At 64.1% G+C, this 21,643-nt stretch carries 23 protein-coding genes and 1 pseudogene; 14 read left to right on the plus strand and 10 right to left on the minus strand.

All coding sequences use genetic code 11. The features are described from left to right. Nucleotides 1–13 precede the first annotated feature (13 nt). Nucleotides 14–940 (minus strand): Ppx/GppA phosphatase family protein, encoded by a 927-nt coding sequence (locus E3T27_RS03835; protein WP_134571640.1) that lies wholly within the window; start codon nt 938–940, stop codon nt 14–16. Between the two features lie 26 nt (nt 941–966). Then, on the minus strand, nt 967–3,243 hold the full coding sequence (locus tag E3T27_RS03840) for a hypothetical protein (protein ID WP_134571641.1): 2,277 nt from the start codon (nt 3,241–3,243) through the stop codon (nt 967–969). Nucleotides 3,244–3,418: 175 nt separating this feature from the next. On the opposite strand from E3T27_RS03840, the gene E3T27_RS03845 reads away from it, so the two are divergent. The 6 genes from E3T27_RS03845 (at nt 3,419) to E3T27_RS03870 (ending at nt 8,515) form a co-directional block, all read left to right on the plus strand. Beyond that, entirely contained in the window at nt 3,419–4,867 is a 1,449-nt protein-coding gene (locus E3T27_RS03845) for a glycoside hydrolase family 1 protein (RefSeq protein ID WP_134571642.1), read from the plus strand. Nucleotides 4,868–5,284: 417 nt separating this feature from the next. Next, nucleotides 5,285–5,776, plus strand: a complete 492-nt coding sequence (locus E3T27_RS03850) for a GNAT family N-acetyltransferase (protein WP_198416469.1) — start codon at nt 5,285–5,287, stop codon at nt 5,774–5,776. Nucleotides 5,777–5,816: 40 nt separating this feature from the next. Then, nucleotides 5,817–6,212 (plus strand): bleomycin resistance protein, encoded by a 396-nt coding sequence (locus E3T27_RS03855; protein ID WP_199184917.1) that lies wholly within the window; start codon nt 5,817–5,819, stop codon nt 6,210–6,212. A gap of 74 nt (nt 6,213–6,286) precedes the next feature. Further along, complete coding sequence (locus E3T27_RS03860; RefSeq protein WP_104196728.1) at nt 6,287–6,871, plus strand: SOUL family heme-binding protein; 585 nt, start codon at nt 6,287–6,289, stop codon at nt 6,869–6,871. A 184-nt stretch (nt 6,872–7,055) separates the two neighbouring features. Then, nucleotides 7,056–7,622, plus strand: a complete 567-nt coding sequence (locus tag E3T27_RS03865) for a LemA family protein (protein ID WP_092108227.1) — start codon at nt 7,056–7,058, stop codon at nt 7,620–7,622. Between the two features lie 11 nt (nt 7,623–7,633). Further along, nucleotides 7,634–8,515, plus strand: a complete 882-nt coding sequence (locus E3T27_RS03870) for a M48 family metalloprotease (RefSeq protein WP_104196729.1) — start codon at nt 7,634–7,636, stop codon at nt 8,513–8,515. A gap of 49 nt (nt 8,516–8,564) precedes the next feature. Here E3T27_RS03870 and E3T27_RS03875 read toward each other — a convergent pair whose 3' ends face one another. The 4 genes from E3T27_RS03875 to E3T27_RS03890 form a co-directional block, all read right to left on the minus strand. Continuing rightward, complete coding sequence (locus E3T27_RS03875) at nt 8,565–8,822, minus strand: DUF6510 family protein (RefSeq protein ID WP_104196730.1); 258 nt, start codon at nt 8,820–8,822, stop codon at nt 8,565–8,567. Further along, entirely contained in the window at nt 8,822–9,568 is a 747-nt protein-coding gene (locus E3T27_RS03880; protein WP_241992103.1) for a ferredoxin reductase, read from the minus strand. The genes E3T27_RS03875 and E3T27_RS03880 overlap by 1 nt, the downstream gene beginning before the upstream one ends. Beyond that, on the minus strand, nt 9,565–10,158 hold the full coding sequence (locus tag E3T27_RS03885; protein ID WP_104196731.1) for a sulfite oxidase-like oxidoreductase: 594 nt from the start codon (nt 10,156–10,158) through the stop codon (nt 9,565–9,567). Before E3T27_RS03885 ends, E3T27_RS03880 begins: the two co-directional genes overlap by 4 nt. A 143-nt stretch (nt 10,159–10,301) precedes the next feature. Then, a complete protein-coding gene (locus tag E3T27_RS03890; RefSeq protein WP_134571643.1) occupies nt 10,302–11,507 on the minus strand; it encodes a winged helix-turn-helix domain-containing protein in 1,206 nt (401 codons plus the stop codon). A 50-nt stretch (nt 11,508–11,557) separates the two neighbouring features. On the opposite strand from E3T27_RS03890, the gene E3T27_RS17145 reads away from it, so the two are divergent. The 3 genes from E3T27_RS17145 to ilvA all read left to right on the plus strand — a co-directional run bounded on the left by E3T27_RS17145 (nt 11,558) and on the right by ilvA (nt 14,422). Then, on the plus strand, nt 11,558–11,692 hold the full coding sequence (locus tag E3T27_RS17145; protein WP_277612385.1) for a hypothetical protein: 135 nt from the start codon (nt 11,558–11,560) through the stop codon (nt 11,690–11,692). Nucleotides 11,693–11,773: 81 nt separating this feature from the next. Further along, on the plus strand, nt 11,774–13,183 hold the full coding sequence (locus E3T27_RS03895) for an AI-2E family transporter (RefSeq protein WP_233200676.1): 1,410 nt from the start codon (nt 11,774–11,776) through the stop codon (nt 13,181–13,183). A 3-nt stretch (nt 13,184–13,186) separates the two neighbouring features. Continuing rightward, a complete protein-coding gene (ilvA, locus tag E3T27_RS03900) occupies nt 13,187–14,422 on the plus strand; it encodes a threonine ammonia-lyase (protein ID WP_104196733.1) in 1,236 nt (411 codons plus the stop codon). A gap of 179 nt (nt 14,423–14,601) precedes the next feature. Here the strand turns inward: ilvA and greA are convergent, their stop codons facing one another. Continuing rightward, nucleotides 14,602–15,093: a transcription elongation factor GreA gene (greA, locus tag E3T27_RS03905; RefSeq protein ID WP_104126126.1), complete on the minus strand. Its 492-nt coding sequence runs from the start codon at nt 15,091–15,093 to the stop codon at nt 14,602–14,604. 96 nt (nt 15,094–15,189) lie between these two features. Further along, a complete protein-coding gene (locus tag E3T27_RS03910; protein WP_166786087.1) occupies nt 15,190–15,690 on the minus strand; it encodes a DUF4307 domain-containing protein in 501 nt (166 codons plus the stop codon). 89 nt (nt 15,691–15,779) lie between these two features. Between E3T27_RS03910 and mca the strand changes: the two genes are divergently transcribed. Continuing rightward, nucleotides 15,780–16,628, plus strand: coding sequence for a mycothiol conjugate amidase Mca (mca, locus tag E3T27_RS03915; protein ID WP_104196762.1), 849 nt, complete (start codon nt 15,780–15,782; stop codon nt 16,626–16,628). Beyond that, nucleotides 16,625–16,891 carry a hypothetical protein gene (locus tag E3T27_RS03920; protein WP_104196735.1) on the plus strand — a complete coding sequence of 89 codons (267 nt, stop codon included), beginning with the start codon at nt 16,625–16,627 and terminating at the stop codon, nt 16,889–16,891. Before mca ends, E3T27_RS03920 begins: the two co-directional genes overlap by 4 nt. A gap of 7 nt (nt 16,892–16,898) precedes the next feature. Here E3T27_RS03920 and trhA read toward each other — a convergent pair whose 3' ends face one another. Further along, nucleotides 16,899–17,600 carry a PAQR family membrane homeostasis protein TrhA gene (trhA, locus tag E3T27_RS03925; protein ID WP_104196736.1) on the minus strand — a complete coding sequence of 234 codons (702 nt, stop codon included), beginning with the start codon at nt 17,598–17,600 and terminating at the stop codon, nt 16,899–16,901. Between the two features lie 69 nt (nt 17,601–17,669). Here trhA and E3T27_RS03930 point away from each other — a divergent pair, with 69 nt between their 5' ends. The 3 genes from E3T27_RS03930 to E3T27_RS03940 all read left to right on the plus strand — a co-directional run bounded on the left by E3T27_RS03930 (nt 17,670) and on the right by E3T27_RS03940 (nt 21,200). Beyond that, nucleotides 17,670–18,455 (plus strand): isoprenyl transferase, encoded by a 786-nt coding sequence (locus tag E3T27_RS03930; RefSeq protein WP_104196737.1) that lies wholly within the window; start codon nt 17,670–17,672, stop codon nt 18,453–18,455. A 57-nt stretch (nt 18,456–18,512) separates the two neighbouring features. Beyond that, nucleotides 18,513–19,634: an aminotransferase class V-fold PLP-dependent enzyme gene (locus E3T27_RS03935; RefSeq protein WP_134571644.1), complete on the plus strand. Its 1,122-nt coding sequence runs from the start codon at nt 18,513–18,515 to the stop codon at nt 19,632–19,634. 216 nt (nt 19,635–19,850) lie between these two features. Then, a complete protein-coding gene (locus E3T27_RS03940) occupies nt 19,851–21,200 on the plus strand; it encodes a PhoH family protein (RefSeq protein WP_369831136.1) in 1,350 nt (449 codons plus the stop codon). Between the two features lie 208 nt (nt 21,201–21,408). On the opposite strand, the pseudogene E3T27_RS16450 reads toward E3T27_RS03940, so the two are convergent. Next, a pseudogene (locus E3T27_RS16450) lies at nt 21,409–21,643 on the minus strand (bacteriorhodopsin-like); the annotation flags it as partial.

Below are 21,643 nucleotides of genomic sequence, written 5' to 3' on the forward strand. Positions count from 1 at the left end.
ATGCTAGTACCGATCAGCGCAGACGGTCGAGGTAGCGCAGAATAACGCCCTCGCGCAGTGCCCACGGCGACACCTCGAGTTCCGCAGCCCCGAATGCGGCCATCGCCGCGCTCAGCACAATGCCGCCGGCCACGATCTGAAAGGTGCGATCGGCGGTGATGCCGGGCAGCGCCGGGCGGGCTTCGGCGGGAATGCGGGCCAGGCGCGGTACCCAGTCATCGAGTTCGGTACGGCCGAGGCGCAGCCGGTCAGCGGCTCCGACACCGTCCGAGGTCGTCCCGGCCAAGCGGGCCAGCGACCGAATCGCTTTGGACGACCCGACAATGTGGTGCGGTGCCGGCAGATGCGCGAACGCTCTGACGACATCGTGTAAAACGGATGCTGCGTGCTTGCGCAACGCAGTCACCTCGTCCGGCAGTGGAGGATCGTGGTGCAGAAATCCGACGGTGCTGCGCCCGGCACCTAGCGGCAGGGACAGGGCGACCTCGGGAAACTCAGCTCCGCCGGCGGCGATCTCCAGCGACCCGCCGCCGATGTCGAACAGAAGAATATTGCCGGCCGACCAGCCGTACCAGCGTCGCACGGCCAAAAAAGTTAACCGGGCCTCGTCTTCACCCGACAACACCTGCAGGGAGACACCGGTTTCTTGTTCGACCCGGTCGAGCAGCTCTGGACCGTTGGTCGCCTCACGCAGCGCCGAGGTGGCGAACGGCAGCAGTTCGTCGATGTTGTGCTGCTGGGCAACATCCGCTGCATGCTGCACAGATTTTAGAACCGCAGCGACACCCTCATCGTTGATGGCACCCTCGGGCGTGATGTAGCGCATGAGGCGCAGCACGCTCTTATCGGCGGCCATCGGCACGGGCGGGGCCCCTTCGTGCGCGTCGACAACCAGCAGGTGGACGGTGTTCGAACCGACATCGAGGACTCCAAGGCGCACATGTGTACGATACCGCTTGCAGCGAGCTAACGCTGTGTCGGGGTGACGAAGCGCTGCCAGACCCACGCGCTCGCGCACAGCGACGCGAAGGTGGCGGCAGCGATCCAGAGTGTCATCCCGGTGCCGTCGTTCTCGAGCTGTTCAATCACGGGGGCGAGCGCTGCGAACAGCATGCCACAGGTGATGACGGTCAGACCTGCCCACAGCGGAGGCGACCAGGCCAGGATACGGCGCCCGCTGGTATGGCCGATCGGCACCAGAATCAGCACTGCTGAGCCGATGGCAGCGAGCACGATCGTGTTGATGGTCTCCGCGGCGAGCGACGTGGTGAAATCAGTGGCGCCGGGCAGCAGCGACCCGAGGGACCAGGCGAGAACGGCGAAGGCTGTGAGCGCACCCACCCGGACCGCGGCGAGCTGGCCGCGCTGCGCGCCCGTGGGCTGCGCGCCGTCTTGGCCCGAGGCATCCGTTGTGGCCGAGAGGGTGATACTGCCCAGTAGCCCGAACAATAGGGCGGGATGCACGTCGAACATTCGGGAGGCGATCGCGGCGGCCGCGATGATCAGCAGGTAACGCGGCAAAAAAGTGGCTGTTGCGTTCTGGCGCAACACGCGCGAACTCCACCACAGTGGAACCAGAATGGCCACCGCGTTGACCAGGACCAGCCCGATGACCACGGCGACGAGTAGGCGCAGGTAGGCCGGCTGGTCGACGACGGGACCTGACAGCATGACAAAGGTCGCGGCGGCCAACAAAGCCGCGCCACCGCGCAGCCACCGGTTGGGGTTTATCGTCGGTGCGACCTCGAATTCTTCACGCACTCGGTTTCGTCCCGCAAATGACGGCAGCGCCCGAAGCGGTCGGCCGCCGCGGGTGCGGGAAATGGTACCCGCGAGCATTCGTAGCGGCACCGCGATCAAAAGCAGCGCGCCGACGGCGAGCAGTCCGGCCTGCAACCAGAGAAACGGAGAGTCGCTGCCGGTCGGACCGATGGCCGCAGCAAACCGGGTCGGGTCATTCCACTGGCCGGGGAAAACGGATGCCGCTTTCCCATTGCGCTTCGGCTCTGCAGCTTCCGGGTCGGGCGCGTTGGTACCCGGCGCCGCGCTGGGCGAAGGCTGTGAAGGCTGTGAAGACTGTGGAGGAGCTCCGGGCACGGCAACGGAACCGTCCGGTGGCGGCGAGGCCGCCACGCTCGGTGTCGGCGTGACCGGTGGCGTTGCCGGGGCGGACTCAGACGGCGTCGGGGCCGCTGTCGTCTCGGCGACGTAGCTGACCGACAGGGGAGCGCTGCCCGGACCGACGTTGCCGGCGTCATCTTTCTGCACGGCGATGACCGAGTAAGACCCGGCGGCCACGCCGCCGGCCGAGCAGGTCCACGTTCCGGCGGTCACGGGTGCAGAACAGACCGAGTAGGCGCCGGCGAACACCGTGACGGTGGCACCGGTTTCTCCGGTTCCGGTGTATTGGGTGCCGGCGACCGGAACCTGCGTGCCGGCGCTGGGAGCCGTGACGATCGGGGCATCCGGTGCGGTGATATCGAACACGATTGTCACCGGCGCGCTCGCGTTCGACGTTGACGGGTTGCTGAACGTTGAAGTCTGGCTGGCGGTGACGTCCTGGCTGCCGTTCGTGAGCGTGCCGGAGAACAGGCAAGCCCAGGCACCGGAACCGTCGACCTGACTGGCGCAGGTGGCATCATTTGGCAAGGATGCCGTCACGGTGGCCTGTGGGTGACCGGTTCCGCGCACCCAGCCGTTGGATTCCAACCCGGTCAGGCCGCCGAGTACCGTTGGGGCGCCGAGTACGGCGACGGCAATGTCGTCACTCAGGCTGGGAACACCGGTCACCACTACGCGCAGGGTGATGTTGGGGCCGTTCGGCAGGTAGACGTTGCCGCAGCTCCATGAGGTCGATGAGTCGTCGACGATGCACAGGGGGTCGCCGCCGCGCGGTGACAGCAACTGAATCTCCTGGTCGGCAGCTTTCGACCCCGAAACAGTGGTGCGGTTGCTGCTGATGAATTGCCCGTTGCCCGGGCTCTCGATCCGGGGGCTCGGCGCGGAGTTGGTCGTCGTGTTTGGGATCGGTTCCGCGGTGGCCGTGGGGGTCGCGTCGGGCGTCGTTTGCTGCCCGGTGGCTGGAGCCGGGGTCTCGTCGGTCTGTGCCATCGAGGGTGCGGGTGTCGCCAGGGCCAGGGCGAAGGTGAAGGCGAGCAGGAGGGCGACGATGGCCACAACGCAGCGGAACTGGCGGGGGCGCACCGTTTTGCCCCGCACTGCGATACGAGCCGATTCGGACACAACTCACCCCCTGCCCCAATTTGAGGGGCAGACGGTGAGAAAGTCAACCTCTCCCGCCCGGAATAAGGTAACAAACCAGAGGAACTCTTCGAGGCGTTTCTACCCGGCTCTAAACGTGACAACCTTTATACGAAGCGGATGCTCCGCATCACCCGCCGAAAAGAGCCTCGCCGCCATGAATCCCACGCCTCGTACCCCGGCAGCACCATCGAATCGCGCTGTCGCTGCCCGCGATTGGGAACACCGCGCTGCTGAGCTCGGTGATCGCCTGCCGACCGGGTTCGAGGTGGCCGTGGCGACCTCAGCCTTTCAGATCGAGGGTGCCGCCCGTGATGGCGGTCGCGGTGACAGCGTCTGGGACGCCTTCAGCCAGGTTTCCGGGCGCATCCGCGACGGTTCGAACGCTTCCGTCTCGGCCGACCATGTGAAGAACTACGCCGCTGACACCGCTCTGCTGCGCGACCTCGGCGTCGATTGCTATGCGTTCTCCTTTGGCTGGACCCGGCTGCAGCCGGAGGGCCGTGGCGCCCTCAACCGAAATGGACTCGCGTTCTATGACCGTTTGCTCGACGCGTTGCTGGCCGACGGCATTCAATCGACCGCCACGCTCTCACACTTCGACCTGCCAGCAGCCCTGCGCGGCGGCTGGCTGAACCGCGACACCGCCGGTCGCTTCGGCGACTATGCCCACGCGGTGGCGGAGGCGTTCGGCGACCGCATCGACGCCTGGGTGACCCTTGCCGAGCCGGCCACGGTCACCATGAAGGGCTACGCGCTGGGCACCCACGCGCCCGGCCGCACCCTGCTCTTCGACGCGTTGCCGACCGCGCACCATCAACTGCTCGGGCATGGACTCGCCGTGCAGGCCTTGCGCGCTGCTGACGTGCGCGGCCGTATCGGCCTCGTCAACTCCCACACCCCGGTACAGTCCGCAACCGACCGCGACCAGGATCGCTCGTACGCCGCGCTCTACGATCTGCTGACGAACCGCCTGTTCGCCGACCCCGTGCTGCTCGGTCACTACCCCGACCCACTTGAACCGTTCGCGCTCGAACTACGAACCCTGCTCGAGGCCGACCCGGACGACCTGCGCACGATCCACCAGCCGCTCGACTTCTACGGTGTCAGCTACACGGGGCCCGCCCGCGTCGCCGCCGGTGCGACGGTGCTGAAAACGCCCGACGGCCAGCTGATTCCCACCACGTCGTGGCCATTCCACCTCGAGCCGTTTCGAGAACACCCCACCACCGCGGCCGGCGCTGTCAACGCCCCGGAGTACGTGGCCGTAGCGCTCGCCGAATTGGCCGAGCGCTACCCCGACCTACCGCCGGTCTACCTCTCGCTGGCCGGCGGCTCCTTCGCTGACCAAGCGGATGCCCGTCACAACGTGAACGACACCGCCCGCGTCGACTACCTGGCCGAGCACCTTCTGGCCGCCCTCGATGCCGCCGCGCCCATCGACCTAGCCGGCATCACGTTCTGGTCACTGCTCGACGCGTTCGAGTGGGATTTTGGCTACACCCAGCCCGCCGGCCTCGTGCACGTTGACTTCGCTAATGACCGCCGCACGCGCACTCCCAAGCTGAGCTACCGCTGGCTGCAGCATGCCCTGGCCAATCGGTAGCTCGAGCGCTGCCCGCCGGACAGCGACCCCACCAGCTGACCGCCTGACTCGTGAGATCTGTCGGGGCCAGTACCCGGTCGACGTCGCTGCGCGGAGCGCCGGGCGCCGAGCACAGCACAGCACAACCCGTGCAGCACCGGATGCTTGCCTCATCGCACATGCAGATCGGTCGCCTCGACCGCGGGGGCGGACTTGTTCACCATGAACGAACTCTTCGCCGCGGTACCAGCCCTGTCAAGCCCATAATCGGTGATTTTCAGGCCACGCCGAGCGCCCAGCAGCCGCACCGGTGGGCGCCTGTGCGGCCATCTCAGTCAATCTGTATGGCGCAGACGTCGGGCGCACGAGGTCGCATCAGCGCCGGAGCTCTCTCCACCTACCGGATACCTCGTCGGCGCGACCAGTAGTGTGGGACGCATGATGCCAGTGCTGCCGATACTTGTGTCTGCAGCGGCGCCGGCATCGGCTGAAGCCGAGAAGGTGTCACTTCGTTACTATGACGACATCGTGAGTCGTTACCACGGGCGACCTGCGCTCCAGCAGGAAATCGTTGCGGCCCAGGCCGGGTACCCAAGCGACGACCTCGTTGCACCAACCGGGCTGCTGTTGCTCGCCCGCCAGGGGCGCGCCGTGCTCGGCTGTGCCGGAATGCGCATTCGCCCTGGCGATATCGGTGAGGTGACCAGGGTCTTTGTCGAACCAACTGCCCGAGGTCAGGGGGTGGGCCGGCTCCTCATGCAGAATCTGGAAAGTGAATCCCGCGCGCAGGGGCTCACGGCACTGCGGTTGGACACGCGAACCGACCTCATCGAGGCGCGCAGCCTCTATGCCTTGGTCGGTTTCATCGAGGGTGAAGCGCACAACACCGACCCGTACGCGAATCACTGGTTCCGAAAAGAATTGCGTTGAATCTTTGACTACCTCGCGCAGTACGCCGGAACCTAGCCTCGTGCCGGAGCTTCTCGTCACATCGCTTGCGAAGAGTTTGGATTTCTGGTGCGGTCTCGGCGGTTTCGAGGTGCAGTACGACCGCCCCGCTGACGGGTTTGCCTACATCGCGCGAGGCACGGCCCATGTGATGATCGAGCAGCGGGGCGAGGGCCGAAACTGGCTTCCGGGGGCGCTGGAGAGTCCCTTCGGCCGTGGTATCAACTTCCAGATCTCCGTGGCATCGATTGATCCGTTGGTGCGTGCCTTTCGCGAGGCCAGCTGGCCGCTCTTCATGGAGCCAGAGACGAAATGGTACCGAACGGGCGCTGGAGAGTCTGGCGTCGCTCAGTTTCTCGTGCAGGACCCGGATGGATATCTGATCCGTTTCCAGGCCTCGGTGGGCCGACGCCCGTGATCCCGGTAGTCTGCCCTGCGGTTGGCGATCACAGCGGGGAGCGGGAATCCAGCCACCTGCAGTAGCTTCGGTGCATGACCGAGCAGCAGCCCTATCAAATCGTGAAGAGTTACGACGATTTCGAGTTGCGCCGATACCCAGCGCATCTGGTGGCCGAGGTCATTACCGATGGCCCGTTCGAAGACGCTGGAAATCGTGCCTTCCGATATTTGTTCGCGTACATCACCGGAGCCAACCGCTCGCTCCAGAAAATCGCCATGACGGCGCCGGTAATACAAACGGATGCCGCAGAAAAGATCGCGATGACCGCGCCAGTGCTGCAGGAGAGCGTGGAAGATGCCTCTGGCGCAGCAGCCGGTGAACAATTCCGGGTCGCTTTTGTGCTCCCCAAAGACCTGACGGCCCAAACAGCGCCGGAACCCACGGACCCCGCCGTGCACCTGCGCACGGTACCCGCAAGCCTGGCCGGTGCACTCCGCTTCAGCGGACGCTGGAGTCAGACTCGTTATGAACAGCATCTTGACCAGTTACGCGGGGCGCTCGCCGCTGCCGGGTTCAGCGTCTTGGGGTCACCGAGATTCGCACGATTCGATCCGCCGTTCAAGCCGTGGTTTCTGCGCCGCAACGAGGTTTTGCTCGACGTCGAAGAGCCCGGCTGACCAGCGCTCGCCCTGCTGTCGCGGGATCCCTGTGCGCCTTGAGCTTGCTAGGAGTGTCATGAGAGGCGGGTGGGAGCCTCCGGGGTCGCCGTTAGTATAGGCAGGTACGCACGGGGGGTCGTTTGGCCAGTTCATGTCTCCGTGCCAACGTACACATCGTGCCAATTTGCAAGGAGACGCTGCCATGGAATGGCTCATCCCGGTTTTGATCGTTGTCGCACTCGTCGCCATTGTGGGTATCTACCTCTGGTCGACCTACAACTCCCTCGTAACGCTCAACGTGCGCGTTGACGAAGCCTGGAGCGACATCACGGTGATGCTCAAGCGCCGTGCCGACCTGTTGCCCAACCTGATCGAAACGGTCAAGGGCTACGCGGCGCACGAGAAGAGCGTATTTGAGAACGTGACCAAAGCGCGGGCCGAAACGCTCTCTGCCCAAGGCCCGGCCGACGCATCCGCTGCTGAGAACCACATGCAGACCGCGCTGAAGAGCATCTTCGCCGTCGCTGAGGCGTACCCGCAGCTGCAGGCCAGCCAGAACTACCTGCAACTGCAGGGTGCGATCGTCGACACCGAGGACAAGATCCAGGCTGCTCGCCGGTTCTACAACGGTGGCGTGCGTGAGATGAACACCAAGATCAAGGTCTTCCCCAACCACCTGTTCGCCGTCAACCTCGGGTTCACCGAACGCGAATTCTTTGAGGTGGCCGATTCCGCAGCGATTGCGGAGCCGCCCCGCGTACAGTTCTAACGGAGCACTAGATGTACAGCGCGATAGCTAAAAACAAACGCAACACTGTTTTTATTATGATTCTCTTCTTCGTGATCATCGCGGGGCTCGGCTGGCTGGCCAATGCTGTCTACGGCCGTGGCGGCTACGGCATTCTCATCGCCACGGTCGTCATCACCGCCCTGTACGTCATCATTCAGTACTACGCGGCGGGTCGCCAGGCCATCTCCATGAGCGGTGGCATCAGGGTCAACAGCCAGTCCGATCATCCCAGGCTGTGGCGTATCGTCGAGAACCTGTCGATCACGACCGGTACTCCGATGCCCGAGGTCTATATCATCAACGACCCGGCACCGAACGCGTTCGCCACCGGCCGCGACCCGAAACACGCGATCGTCGCCGCCACCACCGGACTGCTCGACATCATGGACGATTCCGAGCTTGAGGGCGTCATGGCCCACGAGATCGGCCATGTGCGCAACTACGACATTCGAGTGTCGATGGTCGTCTTCGGCCTCGTCGTGGCGATTGGTTTCATCTCCGATATGTTCCTGCGCATGGCGTTCTTCGGCCGCAATAACAACAACGGCAACCCCGTCGTCATGGTGTTCGGCCTCGTCGCCATGATCGTAGCTCCGCTCATCGCGACTGTGGTACAGCTCGCCATCTCCCGCCAGCGCGAATACCTGGCGGATGCGACGAGCGCGTTGACGACGCGACACCCGGACGCCCTCGCCTCGGCGCTGGCCAAACTCGGCGAGTACGGTCGCCCGATGCAGAAGCAGAACAGCTCGATGGCGCACCTCTGGATCTCCGACCCGCTGAAGAAGGGTGCCATGGGCAAGCTGTTCGCGACGCACCCGCCGATCGCCGATCGCATTGAGCGCCTCACGGCCATGGGCAGCAAGTTCTGAGTCGGTGCGCAGCTGCACCGAGAGATTACGTGTGGTCTCGCGCGGAACGTTAGCGGGGGATTTTCAGCCAGGTCATGCCCCGCAGTTCGATGCAGAACCGATCGGGCGCCTGCACGATGGCCATGAGCACGTCGTCACAGTGCGCACAGCGAACGACGAGAGTGTCCGGTTCGGCGTAAACCATCGCACGCGCGAGAACCGACACGTCACCGCATCCGGAACAGCGAGCGGATGCGGTGGTCGGGTCGAACGTGAACAGGTCCGACAGGGGGCCCGCGAGGGCGTTCCCGTCGATGTGCTCGCCCATTACGCGCCTCCGAACCGTTCGGTCTTGACGCGGTCCGGTTCGTGCCCGAGGGCGACGAGCGCGGTCGCGACAGTCTCGACGAATCCGGTTGGCCCGCACACGAACACCGTCGGTGCCAGAGCGGCCGGAAAGCCATGGGCCTCCAGGTCGGCGGCGGTGATGCGCCCGGCGGGCCGGGAACATCCGCTCGGCGCGTGGCGAGTAAAGATCCAGGTCACCTCGAGGTTGGCCGACGGGGACTCGAGCTCAGCGCGGAAGAATGCGTCTAGCGGCGTGCGCACCGAGTAGAGCAGCCGGAACGGCGTCGTACTGCCGGATGCCTCGTGCGAGCGGATCATTGCCATCAGGGGAACGATCCCCGATCCGCCGCCGATGAGCTGCACGTTCTCGGCCTGCTGCGGCGTCCAGACGAACCAGCCGCCCAGGGGGCCGCGCAGCTCGAGTTCGTCGCCCTCGCGAAGCGTGTCAACCAGGTACGGTGACACCTCGCCGCTGGGCAGGCGGTCGACCGCGAGCTCGATCCGGTCACCGACACCGGCCGACGCCACGGAGTAGGAGCGTACTGCGGTGTAGCCATTGGAAGCGGTCAGCCGCACATCAGTGTGCTGACCGGCGATGTTGCCGCCCCACCCCGGAACGTCGATCGTGATGCTGCGGCCAGACGCACTCTCCCGCCGGATCGAGGTCACGACGCCCACCTTCCAGTTGCCGATGCGGCCGTCCCTGGCCTCACTCGTGCCCGTCACCAATAGCGCTGTTCGAGCCAGGGATCACCGTACATGTTGTAGCCGTTCTGCTCCCAGAACCCGGGTTCATCCTGGCTCTGCATTTCCAGGCCCTGAATCCATTTGGCGCTTTTCCAGAAATACAGGTGGGGGATGAGCAGTCTCGCCGGACCGCCATGCTCCGGATCGAGCTTCTCACCGTCGAACTCAAGGGCAATCCAGGCCTGGCCACCCAGCAGGTCGGCGAGCGGAACATTTGTGGTGTACCCACCGTAGGAATGTGCCATCACGAACTTGTCGCTCGTTGTGACGTTCGCGAACAGGGTATCGAGAGAGACGCCCCGCCAGCTCGTACCGAGCTTCGACCAGCGAGTGACACAGTGAATATCGGTGTGGATATCCTCGATGGGCAGCGCGTGCAACTCATCCCAGCTCCACGTGTGCAGGGTGTCTGAGTCCGTGCGGATGCTGAACTGCCAGTCGACGGTGTCGATGTGGGGGGTAGGCCCGGCGGACAGCACAGGGAAGTCTGCGGTGAGGTATTGCCCGGCCGGAAGGTCGGGGTTCGCTTCGCCACCGCGGCCGATGAAGCCACGAGAAATGACTGCCACAAGATGCTCCTTCGATTGCTGACCAGAATAACAGAGGGGGCCCAGCGGCCGCCAACTTCGCGGGCTGATCCGGGCTGGTCGACGGCACGAAGCCGGAGGCAGAAAAACGAATCCGGCCAGGCACCACGTGGACGGAAGCGAACCTAGTCCAGCTCCGAGGCGAGCCCCGCCGCGAGGTTACCGCGTGGCACTACGATGATCTCGTCGAGCCCCTGCCACGTGGCGGCCTCCCGCAGCACGAGTGCGAGCCTAGCGGCGGCATCCGCTGGTGACGATGGTTCAGCCCAGGCTGATTGCACCCGAAGCACGCCGGCCTGCCGGTCGTTTTTGAGGTCCACCCGGCCGACCACCGTGTCGCCGAGCAGAATCGGCAGCGAGTAGTAGCCGAACACACGCTTTGGCTCCGGAGTATAGATCTCGATGCGGTAATGAAAATCGAACAGGCGCAGGGCACGGGCGCGCTCCCAAACCACCGGGTCGAACGGTGACAAGACCGCCTGCGCGTCCATGCTGCGCGGCAGTCGGGCATCGCGGTGCAGCCAGGCCGCTCCCGGAGTGCGCCCCGTGCCCCAGCCGAGCACCTGCACCGGGATCAATTCGCCGGCCTCTTCGAGATCGCGGATCGCGACCAGGGTCGGTGCTGACTTCAGTCGAAAGTAATCGGCGAAATCTTTCATCGTGCCGATGCCGTGGGCCCGGGCCGATCGGCTGACCAACTCGCGATGGGCATCCGTACTCGAAATGCCCTGACCGAGTAACTCGGGGGAGAAGACCTGCTCGGGCAGGGCATAGACCCGTTCGAAGCGGATGCGTCCGGCGCTGACCACGTCGCCCCAGCGGAACAGCGTCTCCAGCCCGGTCTTCACGTCGGACCAGCCCCACCACGGCCCACGGCGTCTGTTGGCATCGTGCTCGATCGCACTCGCGGGCATCGGCCCATGGGCGGCAAGCTCGGCTAGGAGCCAATCCAGCATCGGACGGTTGGCGTTCGACCAATCGTTGGTGTTTTGGGCTGAGCGGTCGCGAAAGTGCTGCATTCGCCAGTGGAACAGCGGCCACATCTCGACCGGCAGAAACGATGCCTCGTGCGCCCAATACTCTGTGAAGCGGGCCTCGCGGCCGGTGGTCAAACGGTCGAGCTGTGCCTTGTCGTAAGCGCCGAGCCGGCTGAATGCCGGCATATAGTGGCTGCGTTCGAAGACGTTGACCGAGTCGATCTGCAGCAGTTCGATCCGGTTGACGAGACCGGTGAGCTGACGGATTCCGATTGCCGTGGCGGTTCGTGAGCCGAACCCCTGAGCGGCCAATGCGATGCGGCGCGCCAGAGCGGGGGAGATGGTCTCTGGCATTGCTTCAATTCTAGCGGTCAGGGATCTGAGCACGACGTATCCATAGTGGGTTGACCGTTGCCGCGTTCGCCGTTCCTCGACTCGTTGGCGTGTTGTTCGTCTGGAAGCTTGGGACTGAAACCGGCGGAGTCACCCTCCCCGTCATCGAAGCAGACACGCGCAAGCGCAGGGGCGATACCGAGTAGTAAATGTTGACAGTCAGGTGGGGCGGAAGCCGAAGCCGCGCGTAATCTGTGCGGTACGCCGGGCGGTCTTAGAATGAGCGAGTGAGCGAATCCACGGGCAGTCCAGGCGCGCGTGCGCAGCTGCGGCTGCGCCGCCGGCGTGTAGCCGTCCGAGCGCGCGAGAGCACCGATCAGTCCGGATCCGATCTCGGCGCTGCGCCGGTCGAGCTGGTGGCCGCGACGCCTGCCCTCAATGGCGTTGATGAGAACCTGCCGGCCGGCATCCGCTTGGCTGGAGCCTGGTCTTGGCGGCTGATTGTGGTCGCCGCGGCCATTGCCATTTTGATCTTTCTCGTCATTCAGCTGCGCCTCATCGTCATTCCCCTGCTCGTCGCCGTGCTCGTATCGGCCCTGCTGATTCCCTTCGTGGCCTTTCTGGTGCGGCACCACTGGCCGAAGGGTGTGGCCGTGGCCGTGGCGATGCTGGGTACGCTGGTGCTTGTCGCCGGGCTGGTCACGCTGGCATCCACGCAGATAGCCGAGGGTACTGTCGGTTTGAGCGATCGCCTTACCGCGAGTTTTGACAGTCTCAAATCGGTGCTCGCGGCGTCTCCTCTGCAATTGTCGGATACCGAGATCACCAACTATCTGCAGCAGGGCTGGATCGCGATCCAGAATGACAGCGCCGTGTTCATCAGCGGTGCCCTCTCGGTAGGGACAACCCTGGGGCACTTGCTGACCGGGCTTTTGCTCGCGCTGTTCAGTTTGCTGTTCATCCTCATCGATGGCAAGGCGATCTGGGGCTGGATTGTACGATTCTTTCCCCTGCGCGCCCGCGCTGCCGTCGATGGCGCCGGTATCGCCGGTTGGACTACGCTCGGCAACTTCGCCCGCGTGCAGATTCTGGTCGCCTCCATCGACGCGGTCGGCATTGGCGTCGGTGCCGCCCTGCTCGGCGTGCCGATGGCCATACCGATTGGAATCTTGGTGTTCCTCGGCTCGTTCATCCCCATTGTCGGTGCCGTTGCCACCGGTTCCGTCGCCGTCATCATCGCCCTCATCTTCAATAACTGGGCCGTCGCCCTCGCCATGCTCGGCGTCGTACTGCTCGTGCAGCAGGTCGAAGGACACGTTCTGCAGCCGCTCATCATGGGAACAGCCGTCAAGGTGCATCCGCTGGCCGTCGTGCTGGTCGTCGCATCCGGTGCCCTGCTCGCCGGAATCCCCGGTGCTCTGTTCGCCGTGCCCGTCGCCGCCGTGTTGAACGCGATGACCAGCTACATCGCTGGCGGCGCGTGGCGCTCCAATCCACCCGCTGCAGTGCCGACGAGAGGTTCGGTGCTGTGGCAGACGGTACCGCAAAGCCGACCGGGCTATCGCTCCGGCACTGCGCTGGCCCGCACGGCCCGGGTTCGTCCCCGGAGCATCCCGACGACCGGTGGCGGATCCCCCCGCAGCACGCCCTCAGCTTTTAGCGCACCTGGCGCCCAGCACGACAGTTCGGAGAACTAAGACATGCCCGAGACCACCCTTGTTGCACCCACCCTCGCTGAATTCGAGGCCGCGCGCGCGGTCGTCGCGAAGGTCGCCGATGTGACCCCGATGGAGAGCTCGCGGTACCTCGCCGACGTGCTGGGGGCGCCGGTATACCTCAAGTGTGAGAACCTGCAACGCACCGGCTCGTACAAAATTCGGGGCGCCTACAATCGGCTGTCCAAGCTCACCGACGAGGAGAAAGCTCGTGGCGTCGTCGCGGCCTCGGCCGGCAACCACGCCCAGGGCGTGGCCTTCGCCGCCCGGGAGCTCGGCATCAAAGCCACCATCTTCATGCCGGTCGGCGTAGCGCTGCCCAAGTTGTCGGCGACGCGTGACTACGGGGCCGAGGTGATTTTGCGCGGTACGACCGTCACCGAACCACTCCTTGCCGCGGCCGAATACGCGCGCGAGACCGGCGCGATCCTCATACCGCCGTTCGATCACGTGGATGTCGTCACCGGGCAGGGCACGCTGGGCCTGGAAATCCTCGATCAGGTTCCTGATCTCGAAACGGTCATCGTCCCCATCGGGGGCGGTGGGCTCATCTCCGGCGTGGCCAGTGCGCTCAAGCAGCGTGCCGCACGCGAGGGGCGTGTCATCCGGGTTATCGGAGTGCAGGCGGAAAATGCGGCCGCCTACCCACCCTCGCTCGAGGCCGGGGAACCCACGATGATCAGCATCCTGCCGACCATCGCTGACGGCATCGCCGTTGCCATGCCAGGATTGCTCAACTTCGAGATCGTGCGTGACGCCGTTGATGAGATCGTCACCGTCAGCGAAGACGACACCGCGCGGGCGCTGCTGGTGCTGCTCGAACGCGCCAAACTCGTCGTCGAACCCGCTGGAGCAGTGGCGGTTGCCGCGATTCTGGCCGGAAAAATCACCCCGACCGGGCCGACAGTGGCCATCCTCTCGGGTGGCAACATCGACCCGCTGCTCATGCAGCGCGTGATCAGCCACGGTCTCGCGGCGTCGGGACGGTACCTCACGCTGCGCATCATGCTGCCGGACCGCCCGGGCCAGTTGGCCCGCATCTCCGAGCTGCTCGCCGAGGCCACCGCCAACGTCATCGAGGTACTGCACACGCGGCACGGGGCTGGACTGCGCATCAGCGAGGTCGAACTCGACGTCAGCGTCGAAACGCGCGGGCCCGAGCATCGCCAGCATGTCGTCGACACGCTGCGGGCCGCCGGCTACGACCCCCAGATCGACTAGCCGCCCGCTTTCGGGCGCCCGTCAACAATCGGGGCATAACTCCTGCAATTAGTGATGGTTTCCAAGCGGATGCCCAAAATTCCGGGTAACTTTTTGGCCGCGGCGGCAAATTGCAGGAGTTATGGTGCGGGGGCCGGTTGCACGGTTGCACGGGTGACGGTGCGGGTGAGGGTGGGGGGTCAGGCTCCGGTGAACGTCTCTACGTTGGTGACGTGCACGGTGATTTCCTTGCCGTTCGGCGTGGTGTAGCTCGTCTTCGCGCCAACCTTGAGTCCGATGATGGCTGCACCGAGCGGGCTTTGCTCGCTGAACACATCAAGGTCGCTGTTAGCGCCGATTTCGCGGCTGCCGATGAGAAAACGACTTTCATCACCGGCGATTGTTGCGGTAATGACCGTGCCGGGAACGACGACGCCGTTACTCTCGGGAGCATGGCCGACTTCGGCGGTGCGCAGCAGCACGGTGAGAGTGCGGATGCGCGCCTCCATCTTGCCCTGCTCTTCTTTCGCCGCGTGGTAGCCGGCGTTCTCCTTGAGGTCGCCTTCTTCGCGGGCGGACTCGATCTTCTTCGCGATGTCGCCCCGGCCGAAATTGCTCAGTGTCGCCAGTTCCGCTGCGAGGCGGTCGTGGGCCTCCTGAGTTAGCCAAGTGACCGTTGTCTCGGTACTCACGAGTGATCTCCTTTATTACGCTCGAGCGAAGAAAGGCCGGTGAGGCTGCGCGAACATAGCCGACACCCCAACGATTGCCGGGGCGAATACGTCAGTTTAGGTCAGCCAGCACTGGTAAATCAAACCCGTGTTGCTCAGGTCTGTGGTGCGCAGAATCTCGGTAAACGACCGGTTGTACAGCGTCGATGCCGGCAGATCGATGATCTTCCAGCCGACCACAGAGTAGCTCTCGTTGAGCGCCTGTACGGCGCAACTCGCTGTCCGGTTCACCGGCAGCGCCACCTCGAATGTCACGCTGACACTGTGCGCGTCGATAATGGTGTGGCCGATATCGCGCGCTTCGATTTGAGTGGATGCCCCGTCCAGACCGGTCCACACCACCCACGCCCCCAGCACCAGAACAAAAATACCGCCCAGTCCCCAGAGAATTCGGCGGTCCCGTTTCTTGCGGGTGGGCGTACGACCGTAGCGTGATTGAATCACGGCACTCTCGATGGGCGCTGGCACGCCCGAGACAGCTGATTCGTCGAGGCGGTAGGGCTCACGGCTCGACTGGACTCCGGTGGACGTGCTGTTGACGGGCACTGGTGATTTCACACTTTCCATGGAGCGATTAGGCTTGGTCTTTAGGTTATCTAGCCTAAGGTTATCCGGCATTCCTGAGGAGTATGGTGACGCTGCGACTGATGGCTGTACATGCCCATCCCGACGACGAATCGAGCAAGGGCGCGGCTACATACGCCTACTACCGCAGCCTCGGCGCTGAGGTGCTCATCGTGAGTTGCACTGGTGGCGAGCGTGGAAGCATTCTCAATCCCGCTTTTGCCGGCCATGCGATGGCCGAACGAGACATATCAGGCTTACGCCGCCTGGAGATGCAGGGCGCACAGCAGGCACTCGGCGTGCAGCACCGCTGGCTTGGCTTCGAAGACTCCGGCATGAACGAGGATAAGTCCGTGCCGCCGAACTCCTTCGCCGACATTCCGCTGGAGCATTCGGCCGAACCCCTCGTCACTCTCGTGCGTGAGTTTCGCCCCCAGGTGCTGATCACCTACGACGAAAACGGCGGCTACCCGCACCCAGACCACATCCGCTGTCACGAGGTCTCCCTGGAAGCATTTCGCGCGGCCGCCGACCCTGACCGGTACCCGGATTCGGGAGCGCCCTGGCAGATCGGCAAGCTCTATTACGACCGCATCTTCAACCTTGAGCGCATCGACGCGATGTACCTCGCGCTCAGCGTGGCCGAGCCGGATTCTCCGCTTCTGGAACCGCTCGAGGCGGCGCGGGAGCGCATGGAGGATTATCCTAAGCTCGCCACCACCCATGTTCCGGCCGGGGATTTTCTCGACGTACGCGATGCGGCCCTGCGCTCGCACGCGAGCCAGGTCTCGCCCGACAGCAGCTTCTTCTTCTGGCCCAATGATTTGGTACGCGAGGCCTGGCCGTACGAAGACTTCCAACTTGTCGAATCGAAAGTAGACACCGAAATGCCCGAATCTGATCTCTTCGCCGGAATCCAGGACGACAAATGATCGTGTCACTCAATGCCTCGATCAACGTCGTGCTCGCCGTCACACCGACCCCCGACCCCAACTTCGATCCGAACACCGTCACACCGGGTGTCATCGGGTTCGTGGTTTTCTTCCTCATCGCGGCAGCGACAGTGCTGTTGTGCTTGGACGTCGTGCGTCGCATCCGTCGCACCACGTACCGGGCTGAGATCAGAGAACGGCTCCAAGCGGAACAGGCGGAGCGCGACGCCGACGAGATCGCTCCGAACGACAAGCCCGAGTAGCAGCGCTCTACGGGTAGAGCGGATGCCTGGCGATCAGTAGAATCGCTGCGAAATGACAGAGGAACGCCACCACCGTGAGGGTGTGGAAGATCTCGTGAAAGCCGAACACGCCCGGAATCGGGTTGGGCTTCTTCAGCCCGTAGATGACCGCGCCGACCGTGTAGCAGAGTCCGCCGATCAGAATCAACGTCATCATGGGGGCGTTGGCCTGAAAGAAGTCCACGATGAACAACAGTGCACCGTAGCCGAGCACCAGGTAGAGCGGCACGTACAGCCAGCGCGGAGCGTGGATCCAGAACACCCGAAAGATAATGCCGAGTCCGGCGCCGCCCCAGACCAGCCAGAGCAGGAGCGTCGCCTTCGCTGGCGGCAGCGCGAGCACGGTGATCGGCGTGTACGAACCGGCGATCAACAGAAATATGTTGGCGTGGTCGATGCGCTTGAGCATAATGCGAGTGCGCGGCTGCCAGTTGAAGCGGTGGTAGAGCGCCGAATTGCCGAACAGCAGCATCGAGCTGAGCACGAACACGGCAGAGCTGATCTTGGCCGCTGACCCCTCGGCGAGCACGAGCAGCACGATGCCGGCCACGATCGTCACGGGAAAAGTGCCGGCGTGGATCCAGCCGCGCCAGGTCGGTTTGACGTCCTCCGGATGGGTGTCAGCCGCCTCGATCAGTGGCAGATTGGGGATATCGTGCTCGGTGGCCATGCTGCAAGGATACGACAGGGCACGGTCGAAGTGCCGCGAACGCTCGCCGGAGTGGACTAGCGTAACTGTGTGCAGAAACCCCAAGTCCCCTCAGCGCGCGGCCTCCTCTACAGGCTGTATCAGCGCCGGCTGAGGCGCGGACTCACGCCGGAGCACCTGCCCCGTCACGTCGCCATGATCATCGACGGCAACAGGCGCTGGGCCAGGCAACTGGGGTTTCAGACGGCTGCACACGGGCATCGAGCCGGTGCCGCAAAGATGCGCGAATTTTTGGAATGGTGTGACGACCTCAAAATTTCGGTCGTCACCCTGTACCTGCTCTCCTCCGACAACCTCACCCAGCGGCCGGCTGATGAACTCGCCGATCTGATCGAAATCATCGCCGATTTGGCCGAAGAGCTCTCGCACTATCGCGATTGGCGGGTGCAGCAGATGGGGTCCAAGGCTGGCCTGCCCCTTTCGCTCGTCGCAGCGCTCGATGCAGCGGACGCCCGCACCAGCGAGCATAAGGGACTGCACGTGAATCTCGCGGTCGGCTACGGCGGGCGCACTGAGATCACCGACGCGATGCGCAGCATTGTCGCCACCCACCACGCGCACGGCGGAACGTTGGAGGACCTCGCGGAGACCCTCACGCCGGAGCTGATCGGCCAGCACCTCTACACCGGTGGTCAGCCCGATCCCGACCTCGTCATCCGCACCTCGGGCGAGCAGCGGCTGAGCGACTTTATGCTGTGGCAAAGCGCGCATAGTGAGTTTTACTTCGTCGAAGCCCTCGGACCCGACCTGCGTCAGATCGATTTCCTGCGTGCTCTTCGCGATTTTTCCCGGCGCCAGCGTCGGTTCGGCGGGTAGCCCGGGGCACGGGGGAGAACGGCGGGGGATATTTGTTTGACAACCGATTGGACCTGCATGAATTCGCTCCAGAACTTCACCGATGGCTTTCGTAACGAGCCCGGTTACCTCGACTTCGGTCGGGTCGGCCCACTGTCCGAGGTCGTCATGGCAGAGATCCTCGGCCAGAATGAGGTCTTGTCCCGCGCCCGATTCGGCAGCCTCGATCACCTGGCTGAGCAGGATTTGCGTGCCCGCACCGCGGTATCCACTCTCACCGGTTTTACCCCCGACCAGGTTGTGCTGCAGCCCAACACCAGCTCGGGCCTAATGCAGGCCATGTTCGGTCTGACCGGTTCCGTGCTGCTGTCGGCTGCCGACTTTCCCAGCGTGCCGTTTGCGGCGGTCCGGGCTGCTGAGACCTTGCACGTGGTCACCCCAGTGTGGCTGGAGACCGTGCGGGGTCGCGTCACTCCCGGCCAGATCCGCGACCAGCTCACCCCCGCCGTCGCGGCTGTCGCGGTGTGTCTCGTCGATTCCCGCACGGGCTATCGCGCCGACCTCGACGGTATCCGACAGGTGATCGGCGATCGCCTGCTCATTGTTGACGCGATCCAGGGCTTCGGCGTCGTTGACGCAGCCTTTGAGGCAGCGGATGTCGTCGCTTCCGGTGGGCAGAAATGGACGCGGGCCGGTTGGGGCACCGGTTTTCTGGCCCTGAGTGAGCGGGCTCTCGAACGCCTCGTTCCGGTCTACTCCGGCTATGTCGGCACCGACACCGCTGAGCCTTGGGACGAGGTCACCCCGCCCAGCCACAGCGCCAGGGCTTTTCGGGTGACCAACGGTGACTCCGTCGCGCAGGCGCGGTTCGCGGCAGCCTTAGAGCAGACCGCTGATGTCGGCGTCGACGTCATCCAGGCGGCCATGAATGACAATGTCTCTCAAATAATCGAACTCGTCGACGAATTCGTCATCGATCTCGTCTCGCCCCGCGATGTTCGGGAGCGCGCGGGCCTCGTCGTACTCGAACCGCCGGCGGAACTGCTCACCACACTCGTGGCGAGCCTGCACAACCACGGTATTTCGGCCACCATGCGCGACACCACGGTGCGGCTGAGCGTGCACGCGGCCCTCGACCCCGACACGGTGACTATGTTGAGGGGGGCCCTCACCGCGTACGCTCTCACCGCCACGTACTAGCATTCTGCAGCGCAGACCGATCGTCTGTCCCAACGTAAGGTGAACGACAGATTTTGGTGGGCGTGTCGGGTTTCTTTTTGCGCCGGTAGGTCGTAGCGTCGCTTTCATCAGGTACGGCACCTGATCGAGACGGCCATATAAGTACGGCTCGAGAATTGCTTGATGGCCAGCTCGCCAAAGTGATCCGCGTCCGTGTGACGCAGGGTAGGAGTGGCTGTGACCGCTAATCGAACCGACCTGAACGCGACTGACCGGGTGGAGGTATCCGCTTCCCAAACCGAGCGCACCTTTGTGTTGGACACCTCGGTGCTTCTGTCAGATCCCAAAGCAATCTTTCGCTTTGCCGAGCATGCCGTTGTGTTGCCCGTGGTGGTGATCAGTGAACTGGAATCCAAGCGCAATGACCCGGAGATCGGGTATTTTGCGCGGCAGGCGTTGCGCAATCTCGATGAACTGCGGCTCAAGCATGAGCGCCTCGACTTTCCGATTCCGGTCGGCGATGGCGGTAGTTTGCGGGTGGAACTCAACCACTCAAATATGTCGGTGCTGCCATCTGGCCTGCAATTGGGTGACAACGATTCGCGCATTCTGGCCGTGGCCCTCAACCTGGCCAATGACGGAATGACCGTGACCGTCGTCTCCAAGGACCTGCCGCTGAGGGTGAAGGCAGCTTCTCTCGGCCTCGCTGCCGATGAGTACCGGCACGAACTCGCCGTTGATTCCGGCTGGACCGGCATGGACGAGATCACCCTCAGCGCCGAGCAGATGAGCGTGCTCTATGACAAAGAGATGCTGGACTCCCGCGCGGTGCAGGACATGCCAATCAACACGGGCCTGGTCATTCACTCCGACCGCGGGTCGGCCCTCGGCCGGGTGACCAGCCGGGGCACGCTCAAGCTTGTGCGCGGCGACCGTGACGTCTTTGGACTGCACGGCCGGTCAGCGGAGCAACGGCTGGCCATTGACCTGCTGCTCGACCCGGAGATCGGCATTCTCTCGCTCGGCGGGCGTGCCGGAACGGGAAAGTCCGCGCTCGCTCTCTGCGCGGGCCTGGAGGCCGTGCTGGAACGCCAGCAGTACCGCAAGATCATGGTCTTCCGTCCGCTCTACGCGGTCGGCGGCCAGGACCTCGGCTTTCTGCCCGGCGACCAGGGCGAGAAAATGGGGCCGTGGGCGCAGGCGGTATTCGACACACTCGGCGCGATCGTGTCGGAGAATGTGGTCGAGGAGGTGATGGAGCGCGGCATCCTCGAAGTGCTCCCGCTCACCCACATTCGCGGCCGTTCACTGCACGACGCCTTCGTGATCGTCGACGAGGCGCAGTCGCTCGAGCGCAACGTGCTGCTGACCGTGCTGAGTCGCATCGGTCAGAATTCGCGCGTGGTGCTCACTCACGACGTCGCCCAGCGCGACAATCTGCGGGTCGGTCGCTTCGACGGCGTGGCCAGCGTGATCGAAACGCTGAAGGGGCATCCACTGTTCGCGCATATGACCCTGACCCGGTCGGAGCGCAGCGCGATCGCAGCGCTGGTGACGGAAATGTTGGAGGGTAACGAAGTTATGTAGTCGGTGGGGAGCGGATGTTTTCAGCTCGCGTGATCTCGCTAGCCGCCGCAGTGACAAATCATTCGCCCCTGCCCTTCAGGCTTTCTCCTCGCTTCGACAGTGCACCTGCCGGACACTCGCAACACTGGCGCTCAAAATGCCGGCGCCCACCGATACGAAGCGGGGCCTGCGCGGCCGGCTTCTGGCTCCGCAGGCCCCGCTCCTAGCGCTAACTCCGGTGTGCGGCGCGGTTGAGGTTTGTTGCGTCTTCGAGGGATAGTTCGGAGTCGGCGAAGGTTTGGTCGTCTGCGAATGATTTCATGCGTGCGATGCGGTAGATGATGAGGCCGTAGAGGCATTTGGCGAGGATGTCGGCGACGGAGTAGCCGATTTGTAGGCCGACCCAGGCGTCGGATCCGTCGATGCCGATGCCGGGGAGTAGGTAGGCGATGGGGTAGACGCCC

Source organism: Cryobacterium lyxosi (genome assembly GCF_004403345.1).
In the GTDB taxonomy this organism is placed as follows: Bacteria; Actinomycetota; Actinomycetes; order Actinomycetales; family Microbacteriaceae; genus Cryobacterium; species Cryobacterium lyxosi.